This window comes from Sporomusa intestinalis, assembly GCF_055383785.1.
The window spans coordinates 3,603,361-3,617,177 of the sequence record NZ_AP042390.1 but is presented as its reverse complement, the minus strand read 5'-3'; the positions used below and the strand labels follow the sequence as shown (position 1 = coordinate 3,617,177).

Here is a 13,817-nt window from a genome sequence, read left to right as displayed (position 1 = left end):
TTTAGAGAGAAAAAGCAGGCAATAAAAGGTGGGGAAAATATGAATAAGGACAGCCTAAAGAAAAAACTGGTGGTTACCCTGGCGTGGGCCGCATTGACTGGTTGCACCGCGAGCGTGCTGGCGGCCGCTCCCAACCCTTTTGGTGATGTTCCTGCCAGGCATTGGGCCTATGAGGCAGTGAGCAAGCTACAACAGGAAGGCCTGATTGACGGTGATGGCACAGGCAATTTCCAGGGCGAACGAACGGTTACCCGCTATGAGATGGCGCAGATGGTGGCGCGAGCCGTGTGGAATGCGGAAAGAGCCGATGCAAAAGACAAAGCCCTGATTGACAAGCTTGCGGCTGAGTTTACCAATGAGCTGAACAGCCTGGGCGTGCGGATGGAAGCCGTGGAGAAGAAAAGCGACAGGTTAACCTTTAACGGCTTTCTGCATTTGTCAGAGCAGGTCTGGGATAACAGCGGCGATTTTAAAAACAGCACCGGCCTGACCGGCGACACCCCGCACCCGCGGGATGGCCATTATCCGGCCCTGGGTATTGACTTATATATTAATTACAAGGTCAACGATAAATGGCAGGTAAAGATTGAAGATGAAGCCGTCAGGGATTTCCGGAGCGGCGGCTATTGGTCAAACGGCGGTGCGGCCGACGGTTCCGTGAGCGCCAGCCAGCGTAATGGCCAGATGTATGCGGAGGGACTTGTCGGTGCTACCACTGTTAAGGCCGGCAAATTTGATTATGGCGCTGCCTATGGCCTGATGGTGGCCCCGGGGCGAAAAGGCGTGGAGGGGGTGCAGTTCGCTGTAGGCGAAAAATCAAAAACAATATGGACTTACGGGTATTTCAGACAGGGCTGGGCCGGCAATGCGACGAATCCGTACCTTATTGCCAGCACAACCGATAATCGCTATGTGGCCCTGGAGTTTAATACACCGCTGGCGGGAGATACTAATTTAAAAGCGGCCTATCATTATCTCAGCACTGACGGCGCTGACGGGCGGGTTTTTTCCGATCGCATCAGACTGTGGGAAGCCGGTGTGGATAAGATCATTGCCAAGGATCTGCAGTTGTTTGCAACTTTTGGCCAATCCAACGCGTCCGAGCAGAATAAAGCCTACATAGCCGGTCTCAACTACAAACGGGCTGAGCTAACCAAACCCGGCTCTTATGGCCTTACGGCCCGGTATATCCGGGCTGAGGCCAAATCCTCCATCGCCCCTGACAATTATTGGGTCTCAAAGTACGATTGGGGGCTGGAAGGGCCTGAGCTAAGCGGTATGGTGATGGTGGATAAAAATGTCGGCATCATGTTCTGGGCTTCGTCCCTGAAAGCAACGGACGGTATTCATGCCGGCAAATTAAATACTGTGAAGGCCGAGCTGGACTTTTTCTTCTAATGGGGCAGCGGAAAAAAGCAATTTAATTGCAAGAATAGTATAAAAATATTGACACCACAAGGGTTATCCATTACTCTATATCTAGATGTATATATAAGAAAGAAGATTGCCGCCGGCAGTCTTCTTTTACCTGTTTACAGCATCTGGATAGTAAGTTTTTCATTATCGTGCCAGGCCATTGCGTCTGGTACCTCATCTCCCTTAAAATCAAGGATAGTTTGCGCATCTTTTTCCGCCCTGCGTTGTTGTCGTCGCCTTACATATGTCCGATATGCGCGGCTCCTCCGCCTAGCCGGCCGAAAAAATCTGCGCAAACTATTCCCTCGATTTTAAGAAAGATGAAGTACTAGGGAGGTAAAAACATGGAAGCAATTTTTAGTGATTTAGTGCAGGCCGCGTTAGACTCCAAGGCGGACCATGCGGCGATTGCCGAAGTAGCCCAAATCAAATTTGTTGAGGATTTTAGAAAAGCCTGTGAGCAGAATGTTTGCCGGAAGTATAACACGAACTGGGTCTGTCCCCCTGCTGTCGGGCCGTTTGCAGAATTAAAAGCCCAGGCCTGCCAGTATAAGTACGGGCTCTTGTTTCAAACCGTCCACCAAATGAAAAGCTCGTTTGACTGGAACGGCATGGTGGCGGCGAAAAAAATCCATGATCGGGTATTCCGGGAACTGTTGGACCGGGTTAAAAAAGATTACAAGCTGCAGGGAATTCTGCCTTTAAATGCCGGCGCCTGTGAGTATTGTGAAAAGTGCGCCTATCTGGACAATAAGCCCTGCCGGTTTCCGGAGGAGGCGTTTGCCTCGGTGGAAGCCTACGGCATTGATGTCATCAATCTGGAAAAAACCTGCGGCATTCCCTATTACAATGGCAAGAACACCGTATCGTATGTCGGACTGATCCTGTTTAACCTGGAAGAGGAGTGTTAAGATGAACAGGCAGCAGGGGCTGAAGTCCCTTATCATAACTTGCCGGACCATTCAGGCCGAGGTTGATAAGGCCATTAAACAGACAGACTGTGGCTTTCCGGTGCTTTATCTGGAATCGGCTCTGCATAACGAACCGGATAAGCTGAGGGGTGTTCTGCAGGAGGTGTTGAACCGGGCCGGCAATGTTGACCAGGTACTGGTATTGATGGGATACTGCGGCAATGCCATTTTGGGCCTGAAACCGGCAGGCTTCAGGCTGGTCATCCCCCGGGCGGACGACTGTCTCACTATGCTGCTGGGGTCGCAGCAGAAACGGGCCGAGGTGCAAAGAACAATGCCAACCTATTTCCTGTCCAGCGGCTGGCTTACGAGCTGGGAACAAATGGAACGCACCATATTTGAGGAGTACGAGCGGACGATTAAGCGGTATGGCCGGGAAAAGGCGGATAAAATACTGCGCATTACCTTCAAGCACTATAAAAGAATAGGGTTAATCGATACCGGCGAGTTTCCGCTGGCGGAACTGATGGCCAAAGCCCAGGTGCATGCCGATTTTCTGCAGCTGACATGTGAGGTGATTCCCGGAACCCTGGCTTATCTGCGTAAATTTCTCACCGGTCCCTGGGATCAGGATTTTATCATCATAAACCCGGGGGAGACCATTGTGATGGAGCATTTGTTTGGTAAACGGGAGAATGGCAGCCTGCCGCCAGACAAACCAGCCCCCGGCGCATAGAACAGAAGCCTGGGTGCAGGTGACCTAGTACCTCATCTCCCTTAAAACCAAGGATAGTTTGCGCATCTTTTCCCGCACTGCTTCGTTGTCGTCACCTTACATATGTCCGATATGCGCGGCTCCTCCGCCTTGCATTGCGAAAAAATCTACGCAAACTATTCCCTCGCTTTTTAAGAAAGATGAGGTACTAGGCTTCTGGCGTAAGGCGATGACGGTCATTCGCCGCTCCTTTGCAGGTTATCTGCAATTAACACTTAGCTTAACACCGGCAGAACCTCCTGCCCCCTGTCGGTTCCAAAGCGGTGACTCAATGGGAGGGGGGAAGATATCGTTATCGCTGAACGGCGGCAGCCCCATACTGTTTTGAAAAAACTGAATGGCGCTTTTGGCTTTGTTAAGAAACAGGGGAATGGCCGGATTCCGATTTGTCCGTTTCCACGATGCGACCATCTCCACCTGGGCGTCGTCGCCTTCCAGTTTCAGAAACCGGAGATTAGGGCTGGCATAAGGTTTGGTGGTGAAATAGGGGAGAATAGCGATGCCTTCGCCAGACTCAATCAGCGTGAGTAAAATCTCGGTCAGAAAAGGACGTTCGACGAAATTAGGCGTAAAGCCCCTGTTGTTGCACAGGCGCAGGGTAAAGTCATAAGGGCAGGGCGCCACTTCGCGGTTAAGAACAACAAAGGGCTCCCGCGATACAACCGCTAAATCCAGTTGCGGTTCATTCGCCAGCGGGTGGTCGCTGGGCATTACAAAACATTCCACATCCCAGTACAGTGTTTGCCAGACTACTTTAGGGGTGTTTTGCAGGGCAACCGACATCGTCAGGCCGATATCCACATCCCCCCGCTCTATTGCCGTGTTCAGACTGCCCCAATTCAACTGTTTGAGGATTAATTTAATCTTCGGATAAGAGCTGCGAAAGTCTTTGACCAATTTAGGCAGATAGTGTTTGGTATGGGATTCTAAAAAACCGATTTTTATAGTGCCGGCAAAACCGGAAGCGGTGTGGCGGGCTTTTTTTATTGCTTCTTCCGAGGCGGCGATAATGAATTTGGCCTCTTTCACAAAAACCTGACCGGCTTCTGTCAGTTGGACCGAATGGGAATTTCTCGCAAATAGTTTAACATCAAGCTGCTTTTCTAAATCTGCAATTTGTAGACTTACTGCTGATTGTGTGAGGTATAAGTGCCTGGCGGCTTCCGTAAAATTTAACCGCTCTGCGACACAAATGAAGATTTCCAATTGTCGAATGTCCATAAACTCCTCCTGCTATTAGAATATATGGAGACTTGAAGATGTGAGAATATTAAGTAAATTCTAGCGTGACGCTACAATGGCTAAGCCCGGTGCGTTGCGACAGACAGCTGTTGGTGATACTCTCATTTCTTATTATTTATCTATACGCAAGTACTGTGCCAAGTGAGATGTAAGCATTTACCCGGCCTATTTCAGCTTTTTGATGAATTGTGTCATCACAGTTGTCAGCTAGACAGTGCTGTTGTTTAGCCCTGGCCAATTAACAGAGATGAAAAAATGCATCATATTCGATGCGTTTTTTCATCCTGCTAGAAAGGTTAACTTTCCCTGGATAAGGGCAACAGCGGCTTCCGCTTTCGCTAAGGCTCGGCGCAAGCCGTGCTTTCTTTACCTATTAATTATGCGCACGCCGTGGCAGGGAGCCGGCATGTAGCTATACTGTGCGCATCACGCGTCCGGCCTGCGAGCATACTAAGACTGCTTCCCTTACCTGTGGAGAAATTAGAAGACACGGTGCCTTGAGGGCAAACGGCTGCAAGCAGGCAGCAGCAGCGCTGGCAATACGGATCAGACGGCGGCTAACCATACCGGTGACGGCAAGAGCACTCCAGCCGGCAATGACAACAGCGATGGCATATAGTCATCCGGCTGTACGGTGGAGTTTCTGCTTTTCTTTATTGTAACATAAAAGCATTGTTTTTTTTTATGGCTGCAATGAGAAAAGTGAATTTCCCTCAGAATCTATTCCGGTTTATTATAAACATGTCTGATATATGATGCTGCCTGCTGTTTGCATACAAACAATAAGATTTTGAGGCCCGGTCATCAACTAACATGTAAGGGGGAGCAAATTATGAAAACACCGCAAGAATTGCTGCTGGAGCGGAAAGAGAGAATAAGAAAGGCCGTAGCGCTGGAGAAAACGGATCGCACACCGGTAGTTACCCTGGCTGATGGTTTTTGTGCCACCCATATGGGGGTTAAGCTGTCCGATTTTTGCTCAAGCCTAAAAGCTTCCAACAAAGTAATGGTGGACTCCATAAAAGAGCTGGGAGATATAGACGGGTTTGATTCCGCGTTTGCGGCGGCCCTCCTGTTTCCTTTAGGCTTTATGACCAATATCAAGCTGCCGGGACGGGAACTGGCCGACGATGTGGTGTGGCAGCTTGATGAAAAAGAGGTTATGACAGTCGAGGATTATGACACGATTTTGAATAAGGGCTGGACCCCTTTTATGCAGGATTATGTGGTTAACCGGCTCAATGTTCAGTTTGATTCAATCATGGCGGAACTGGCAGATACCCCGCAAATGGTAAAAAACTTTGAAGATGCCGGTTATGTGGTGTACTCCCCGCTTGTTATCAATCTGGTTAATGAACTGCTTAGCGGCGGCCGCTCCATGCCTAAATTTATTCAGGATCTGTATAAGCGCCCTGATAAAGTCGAGGCGGTGCTGGATGTCATCCAGGCAGAGGTTTTGGTTAATATGCGCAACCAGATCCGCGCGACCAATTCTACGTATGTATTTATATCGCCGGCCCGGGGCGCAAGCGAATTCTTCTCGCGGAAGCTGTGGGAACGGTTTGTCTGGAAATATTTAAAACAGGTGGCGGATGTAATTATCGAAGAAGGAGCGGTAATTAATTTCCATATTGATTCCAACTGGGAACGGGATTTAGAATACTTTACGGATTTTCCGGTCGGCAAATGCGTATTTGAAACAGACGGCGCCACTAATATTTACAAGATAAAGGAGGTTCTCGGCAGCCGCATGTGTATTAAGGGTGATGTGCCGGCCGCCCTGTTTACCCTGGGAACCCCTGATGAAGTATACAATTACAGCGCAAAATTAATCAGGGATATGGGACCGGGCTTTATTCTGGCATCAGGCTGCGCCGTACCGGTCAATGCCAAGGTGGAAAATGTCAAGGCCATGATTGCGGCCGCCACCGGGAAGTAAGACGGAGCATTTTATTTGTCAATCGGTGCAATAAGGAGAATCAATTTCCCAAGCGGTACCATTTGCGCTATCATGTTAACAGAAAGATAAAACTACTGTTGTGGGGTGGAATAAATGACAGCAAAAAAAGATGTTATGACAGCAGAAGAAAGACTTGTGGCCACAATTAACCTTGAGCCTGTGGACCGGGTGGTATGTGCGCCCATGATTGACCAGTATGCCGGCCAGTTCGCCGGCCTTACCAACAAAGAGTTTATGTGGGACTGGGAAAAATGCATGGCTGCGATTGATAAAGTGCATGAGGCGTTTCCGGTCTGGGATAGCAACCCTTTTATCATGTGCGAGCGTTACGCCCCGCTGATGAAGAAGGTTGGCCTTATGCGGACCAAGATGCCTGGCACCGAGCTGCCGGACAATGCCTCTTTCCAGATGCACGAGGTCGAGATTACTACCCAGGCTGATTATGATCTGCTGATCGAAAAAGGCCTGCTGGCGTATGTGACAAAATTCAACGAGGTTGCTTTTGGCACAAACCCCGAGGAAATGCTGCAGGCGATGATCGAGAAAGGCAAATTGCTTGCCGATGAAAACCAGCGTACGGCACGCCGCGGGCAGAGTTCCACCTGGGGGATTCTCGGCGGGTCGGCGCCTGACGTTTTATCCATGACCCGCTCGATGGAATGCTTTTTCAAAGATATGTTCAGAATCCCCGACAAAGTATATCAGGCAATGGAAGTAACCACCGACGATATGATCAGCATCCTGGCAGCCCAGGCCGATCAGATCGGCATCAGGCGGACTTTTATTGGTGATTCCCGCAGCAGTGCCCAATGGATATCCCTGAAAAGATTCGAAAAATTATTGCTGCCGATTATGAAACGCCTGGTAAACGGTTTGGCTGCGAAGGATATTGTGCCCATTCTCCATTGTGATTCAGACTGGACCAAAAACCTCGAATATTTCTTGGAACTGCCTGCCAAAAAATTCGTTTTGCAGCTTGATGGCGATACAGATATTTTTAAGGCCAAGGAAATATTGGGCGGCCATTGTGCCATTATGGGGGATATGCCGGCGGCATTGCTGACGATTGGGTCGGTTGATGATGTCGACGCCTATGCCAAAAAACTGATTACCGTTGTCGGCAAAGACGGCGGGTTCATCTATTCCTCCGGCTGCTGTGTCCCCATGAACGCGAAAAACGAGAATATGAAAGCTTTCTTTGACGCAGTGGAAAAGTACGGACGCTATAATTAATCAAGGCGATTGGCCTGCTGGATATATAGCTCATCTACGCACTGGGTATGAATTAAGTTTGGCCATTGAAATAAATTATCCCGTGATCATGATGATGAGCACGGGATAATTTATTGTGCAGCACAGAAGGTACAAATATGTTTAGGGGGACAAACTGTTGAACTGGTTTCGAAATTTAGCAGTAAAGGGAAAATTTGCCGTCTTAGTCGCCGTCGTGCTGGCTTGCCAGCTGGCGGCAGGAGCTTTTGCCATCTACTACCTGACGAAGCTCGCGCAGGACACGGACGAAATTCACCGCCAGATGGGCAAGACGGTGGTTGCCGGCGATATAGCCTTCCGGGGGCAGCAGGTAACGGCGCTGATGCTGGAACTGACGACTACAGCCGATCAGGCCCGGGCGCAAGAGGATTTCCGGAAACTCGGCGAATTACTGCAGGAGAACATGGCGGTCCTTGAGGCTTTTAGCCAGCAGCCGCTGAGCCCGGGCGAACAGGAACGGCTGGCCGGCGGGATGCAGGTGATACAAGAGGCGGCGGCGCCGCTTACACAAACCATGCAGCTGGCCGCAGCCGGAAACAGGCAGGAAGCCTATGTTGAGTTTACTCAGAACGTGGCTGGACGTTTTGACAAGATCAATGCCAGTTTTAGGGATTTAGCAGCCTACTCCGCGCAGGAGGCCGAGCAAACGCTGCAGAATTCCGCCCAAAGCCGGCAGGCCTCCTACCTGTCGCTGGCCATCATTCTGGTAATTGCCCTGATTTTGACCGGCTGTATAGCCTGGTACACCGCAGGGGTAATTATTACTCCGCTCAGGCTGCTTGTTGCGCAGACGCAGGCAGTTGCCGCAGGCAACCTGACCGGCAGAAAAACGGCAGTGGGGGCAAAGGATGAGATCGGCCGCTTAGCCACTGAGTTCGATGGGATGGTCGAAAACCTCGGCCGGCTGGTTACGCATATAAAAATGGCTTCAGCCCATATGGCCGCTTCATCAGAAGAACTTACGGCCAGTGCGGAACAATCCTCCCAGGCCGTAAGCCAGGTGGCCGGGGCCATCACCGGGGTTGCCGCCGGCGCGGCGGCCCAGGTTAAGGCCATCGATGCGGCCAACCATGTTGTCGAAGGTATGGCAGCCAGTATTCAGCAGATAGCCGCTCATGCCAGCGGCGTGGCCGCAATGGCGGAACAGACCGCCCAGGCCGCCGCCGCCGGCGATAATGCCATTGCGACGGCGATCAGGCAAATGGCCAGTGTGGAAACCGTAGTTGGCGAATCGGCCCAGGTAGTTTCTGCGCTGGGCGAGCAGTCGCAGGAAATTGGCCAAATTGTCGATACGATTGCCAGTATTGCCGGTCAAACCAATCTGCTGGCGCTCAATGCTGCTATCGAAGCGGCCCGCGCCGGCGAACAGGGCCGGGGCTTCGCTGTTGTAGCCGAGGAAGTACGCAAGCTGGCTGAACAGTCGCAGGCGGCGGCCAAGCAGATAGCCGGACTCATTGGCAAAATTCAGAGTGACACAGACCGGGCCGTGGCGACTATGTCTACAGGCAACCGGGAGGTACGGCTGGGAACAGAAGTTGTAAACACTGCCGGAACCGCATTCAGTCAGATTCAGGCGCTGATCAGCCAGGTATCAGGGCAAGTTCAGGATATTTCCGGCGCTATTCAGCAAGTGGCTGCCAGCAGTCAGGAAATTGTCACTGCCGTACAGGCAATTGATGGGCGCAGCAAGGACTCGGCAGCACAAACCGAGACGGTATCTGCCGCCACCGAGGAGCAAGCCGCTTCAATGGCGGAAATTGCCGCTTCGAGTCAGACCTTGGCAAAAATAGCGGAAGAGCTGCAAGTGTCTGTTCAGCAGTTCAAAGTGTAGGTTTACGCCGGATTACCGGCACAGGCGCTCCCGTCCTAGCCGGGACGGGGCGTTCTGCTGCCGGCCGCTGCGAACCTACTGCTTAAACCGGAGGCCAGGGTATTATTTTCTGTTATTGCTGCAATGAGGAATGTGAATTTCCATAAAAATAGATTTCCGTTTATTATAAATATAGATTTCCTACCATCCCTTTGCCTGCAGGAATGGGGCAACATGTTGAGACCTGCAAAGGGCTTAATATTGCAGAAAATTAAAAAAATAGACGAGAGGAGGAAGCGGACAGTTTTTGCAAGCACAAGAAATCATTTTTATTATGCGGGTTTGAGTTAAATAGCAGGAAGGCGGAATGGAAGAAATACCGGCAATTCCCTCATTACCAGCAATTATTTTGCAATCTTCCGCTTGATGTATGAAGGAGGACAAATAATGAAGTTGGGAATTTTGATCGCGGTATTGGCCTTTGAGTTCTTATGCATCATTGCCGTTGGCTGGTACCTGAACAGGCAGCAGAACAAACAGGATGGTTTTCTGCTGGCAGGCCGGAGCCTCAACTGGCAGCTGTTATCGATTACGCTGGCCTTGAGTATTTTAGGGACACCCCATATTTACGGCATGTTTGAGATGGCCTGGTTTATGGGCGCGGCCAGTTTATGGTTTGGTTTTGGCTGTTCCATCCTCCTGGTCGTAGTTTGCGTATTTACCGGCCGGTGGGTCAGGCGGCTGAATGTATCCTCCATGCCTGAGCTGATGCACATGCTGTTTGGTGAAAAAATGCGCCTGATTCTGCCGTCAGTCATGATCCCCATCATCTGGGCGGTAATGACTCTGGAATTACAAGGTATGGGGATATCCTTTGCCCTGATGACCGGGGTTACGGTTGAGCAGGGGGTGTACCTGGGAGCTATTCTGGGGGTATTGTATGTATGCCTGTCCGGATTGAATCAGGTAGTCTGGCTCAATATCATCAATGCCGTGATTAAATATGTGGGGCTTGCTGTGGCCACGATCCTGCTGACCAAAAGGCTGCCGTTAGGCTGGGAAGGTGTGTCTCAGTACTTCATTGATCAGGGGCAGCCCTGGATGCTGAGTATCTGGGGTACGCCCCAGATACTGATTTCTTTTGGGATGAGCACGGTTATCGCCATCCTTGTCAACCACAGCCTGGGCCAGCAGCTCATGCAGCCCTGTATGGCGGCTAAAAACGACCGGGTTGTGGCTAATTCCATGTGGATGGCCGTTATTGTAAACGGCATGCTGGCTGTATTCACTATCTCCATGGGGCTGGCGGCCAAGAGCATTCCCGAATTCCATGCCCTGGGGCCTAAAATGGCGGCCATAGCGATGCTGCTGGAGTATTTGCCCAACTTTGCCATTGCTTTGGTGCTGGCAGCCTTCTTTGGCTCGATGTTGTCCGGCTTTTCCATTATCGCCCTGGTTACCTCCACCTTGTTCACCAAAGACATCTTTGCTTATACGAGCAACAAATGCATGTCGCCGACAGAAGAGAACCGGATTGCCCGGATTACCATTGTCGTCTTTTGCATCCTGGCCACGATTGTGGCGCCCATCCTGCCGCCGATTGTGACGGCCATAAACTGGCTCTTCTCCTGGCCGGCCCCCATCATGGTCATGTGCCTGATCGGTCTGTTCTGGAAGCGGTCGACTACGGCCGCCATTACGACCATGTTTGCCGCCTGGCTTGTTAACATGCTGTGGTCCTTTACCAGCCTGCCTGCCGCTATCGGTCTGGAAATGCTGACAACTGCGAACGTATATGCAACCTTAAGTGTATCGGTTGTGGTCGGTGTGCTGCTGACGGCCTGCTGTGAGGGAAAACCGGGGATCTTCAGATTATCGCAACCGGCGCTGGCCCGGGAAAAAGCGGAAGCGGCCCAAGCGTAAGCAAAGTTATCAGGATGATTGTAAAGGGGAGGAATCTGCATGCTTTTCTGGGACTTGTTCCTTGCCAATATGGGCGTTATGATTTTTGTCTGCTTTGTCGGGCAATGTGTCATTTGGTACCAAAATCGCAGATAAGGGGGAGTAGTTATGAATAGCGGCCCGTTGCTGGAAACCAGCTGGATGGCTTCGATTGTGGTGATGATGCTGGTATTTGGGGCCATAACCGTCTATCGTTCGCTAAAAAAACAGTAGCTTAAATAATTTAGAAGGTGGGATTTATCATGAACAAGAAAATAGCCGCTATGTTAGCGGTATGCATGCTGGGAGTAGCAACAACTTCAACCAGTCTGGCCATATCGGGTGCCGATGTGGTTATAACCGGTACCTTCAATACCAGATATAGCAGTGCCAATGATAAAGGGATTTATAATTTCGCCGATGATTTCAGCAAAAGCGGTTTTTATCACCGGGCCGATATCGGCCTGATTGCGCCGGTCTCCAAAGACGTGTCGTTTATGGGGATGATTTTCGCCGGCTCTCATAACACGGACGAAAACTATAACCTGGGCCGGAGGTTTGATGAAACCTCGCTGGAGATGGCCATGATTATTGCCAAAAAGGGTAACGCCGAATTTAATATCGGCCGTTTAATCACCTGGCAGGGCCTGGGCCTGACCGGGTCCAGCCCCTATTTTGACGGAGCAAGCGTCAAATTGAAAAATGACAAATGGACAACTACTGTAACCGCCGGCAATGTAATCAATTGCACCTTCATACCTGAGCTGGGGGGACCAGTTACCAATAACCGGACTTATTACGGGGTAGATGTGGCCTATGATGTGAAGCCTGACAAGAAGATTGTAGCTACCCTGTGGCAAGATACCGACAAAGATCTCTATAATGCCTATAAGACAGTAACTGTAGGCTACCAGCAAAAGCTGGACCAGGACTGGGTCTTTACCGGTGAGTACGGGCGCAATGACTCTAATCTGGCTAATCTGAAGAATAGCGGTTCGGCCGCCGATGCTTACTTTGCCCGGGTGAAATACCGGGGAGCGGTGCCGGAGAAAGTCGGTTCCAACGGCGCGGCCTTAATGTATGTTAAAGCCGATCCGTATTTTGACCCCTCCACGAATACGGTCCTTGAGACTACCCCTAACGGCTGGGGCTATCCGACCAACGGTTCGAATTTTGACAACTTTAAAGGCCTGGTAATTACCTATGAACAAACTGTATTCGACAATACGGTATTAAAGCTCAACTATGCCCCGGCCGACCGGGTCAAGGATATGGGCGGCGTTCCCAAAGACCGCAGCTATTTCACTGCTGATTTAAAACTGTATTTCTAACGCCTGCAATTATTTACAGCCTCACCTGCTGCGTACATCAGGTGAGGCTGTGTTTGTTTTAGATTTTGGGGGATTAGGGGAGGCGGTTTGCCGCCTGCAGACTCTCAAGCTCCTGCAGAAACAAAGGCACGGCAGGATTGGCATGCACCTCTCCCCAGGCAACCGCGACATCAAAGTCAGTGCCGCCGCCGTCGATGTCCAAAAAGCGTAGCTCAGGGCTGGCGTATACCTGGATGTGGCGGGGTAAGATAGCCACGCCGATTGCCGATTCGACCATAAGTAAAGCGTTCTCGGGAAAGGCCGAAAGCTTGGCCAGCTTAGGGGAAAACCCATTGGCAGCGCAAAGGTCGATAATTTGATTATGCAGGCCCGGTGATTCCTCCGGTGACAACAGGATGAAATTTTCCTGGGACAATGCCGCCAGCCTGATATTAGGCTGATTGGCAGCAGGATGGTCGTGGCGCAGAACAACGGCCAGCGATTCGGAATACAGGGTTTTCCAGCAAAAGCCGGTCAGCTTTGGCAAATCAAACGAAAGAGTAAAACCAATGTCGATATCCCCGCGTTTTAGTGCATGGGTAAGGGGTCCCAGATTGAGCTGGTTTAAATGTAAATCGACATTGGGGTAAGTGCTGCGAAAGCGAGAGATTAGCTCCGGAAAAAAGTTTTTTACAGGTGCTCCCAAAAAGCCAATTTTTAATTGACCTGCAAACCCGGCAATCGCAAGCTGGATTTTTTTTATGCCTTCATCATAATGCGCAAGAATAGCTTTGGCTTCAGCCAGCACCACGGCGCCAATCGGTGTTAGCTGGACGCTTTGTTTATTACGGGCAAACAACTGCACGCCTAATGCATATTCTAAATCGGCGATATGTCTGCTGAGAACAGGCTGGGCAATAAAAAGCTGCTTGGCAGCCGTACTAAAGTTTAAATGCTCTGCGAGGCAGGTGAATTCACGTAGCAACTGGATTTCCATAGTACCTCCCGGCGAAATACTCTCTAACAATAGTATAAAAGGATTAGGGGCCAAGGGGAAGTTCTTTTCGGTAAAAACATGCATGGATTCAGGACGTAATACTTTTTTGTCATAAGCTTAGACATACATCGTATTTCACGTAACAAGCCGAGTGCGATATGATTAGGTTGACAGGATAGGCAG

The 13,817-nt window shown here is 50.5% G+C and carries 9 protein-coding genes and 1 pseudogene; 8 read left to right on the top strand and 2 right to left on the bottom strand.

Translation table 11 applies throughout. The features are described from left to right. Window positions 1-39: 39 nt before the first annotated feature. The 3 genes and pseudogenes from ACZ481_RS17055 to ACZ481_RS17045 form a co-directional block, all read left to right on the top strand. Window positions 40-255: pseudogene (locus ACZ481_RS17055) on the top strand (S-layer homology domain-containing protein); the annotation flags it as partial. Between the two features lie 1,505 nt (window positions 256-1,760). Continuing rightward, window positions 1,761-2,327, top strand: coding sequence for a DUF2284 domain-containing protein (locus tag ACZ481_RS17050; RefSeq protein WP_464766550.1), 567 nt, complete (start codon window positions 1,761-1,763; stop codon window positions 2,325-2,327). Between the two features lies 1 nt (window position 2,328). Beyond that, window positions 2,329-3,063: a DUF1638 domain-containing protein gene (locus ACZ481_RS17045; RefSeq protein ID WP_464766549.1), complete on the top strand. Its 735-nt coding sequence runs from the start codon at window positions 2,329-2,331 to the stop codon at window positions 3,061-3,063. A 237-nt stretch (window positions 3,064-3,300) separates the two neighbouring features. Here ACZ481_RS17045 and ACZ481_RS17040 read toward each other — a convergent pair whose 3' ends face one another. Then, the gene (locus ACZ481_RS17040) at window positions 3,301-4,323 is read right to left on the bottom strand and encodes a LysR family transcriptional regulator (protein WP_464766548.1); all 1,023 of its coding nucleotides are present in this window, start codon (window positions 4,321-4,323) and stop codon (window positions 3,301-3,303) included. Between the two features lie 853 nt (window positions 4,324-5,176). Here ACZ481_RS17040 and ACZ481_RS17035 point away from each other — a divergent pair. The 5 genes from ACZ481_RS17035 to ACZ481_RS17015 all read left to right on the top strand — a co-directional run bounded on the left by ACZ481_RS17035 (window position 5,177) and on the right by ACZ481_RS17015 (window position 12,658). After that, window positions 5,177-6,283, top strand: coding sequence for a uroporphyrinogen decarboxylase family protein (locus ACZ481_RS17035; RefSeq protein WP_464766547.1), 1,107 nt, complete (start codon window positions 5,177-5,179; stop codon window positions 6,281-6,283). Window positions 6,284-6,397: 114 nt separating this feature from the next. Continuing rightward, window positions 6,398-7,537: a uroporphyrinogen decarboxylase family protein gene (locus ACZ481_RS17030; RefSeq protein WP_464766546.1), complete on the top strand. Its 1,140-nt coding sequence runs from the start codon at window positions 6,398-6,400 to the stop codon at window positions 7,535-7,537. Between the two features lie 157 nt (window positions 7,538-7,694). Further along, entirely contained in the window at window positions 7,695-9,407 is a 1,713-nt protein-coding gene (locus tag ACZ481_RS17025; RefSeq protein ID WP_464766545.1) for a methyl-accepting chemotaxis protein, read from the top strand. Window positions 9,408-9,833: 426 nt separating this feature from the next. After that, window positions 9,834-11,309 (top strand): sodium:solute symporter family protein, encoded by a 1,476-nt coding sequence (locus ACZ481_RS17020; protein WP_464766544.1) that lies wholly within the window; start codon window positions 9,834-9,836, stop codon window positions 11,307-11,309. 281 nt (window positions 11,310-11,590) lie between these two features. Next, window positions 11,591-12,658, top strand: a complete 1,068-nt coding sequence (locus tag ACZ481_RS17015; protein WP_464766543.1) for a hypothetical protein — start codon at window positions 11,591-11,593, stop codon at window positions 12,656-12,658. Between the two features lie 73 nt (window positions 12,659-12,731). On the opposite strand, the gene ACZ481_RS17010 is transcribed toward ACZ481_RS17015, so the two are convergent. Continuing rightward, a complete protein-coding gene (locus ACZ481_RS17010) occupies window positions 12,732-13,634 on the bottom strand; it encodes a LysR family transcriptional regulator (protein ID WP_464766542.1) in 903 nt (300 codons plus the stop codon). Window positions 13,635-13,817 lie beyond the last annotated feature (183 nt).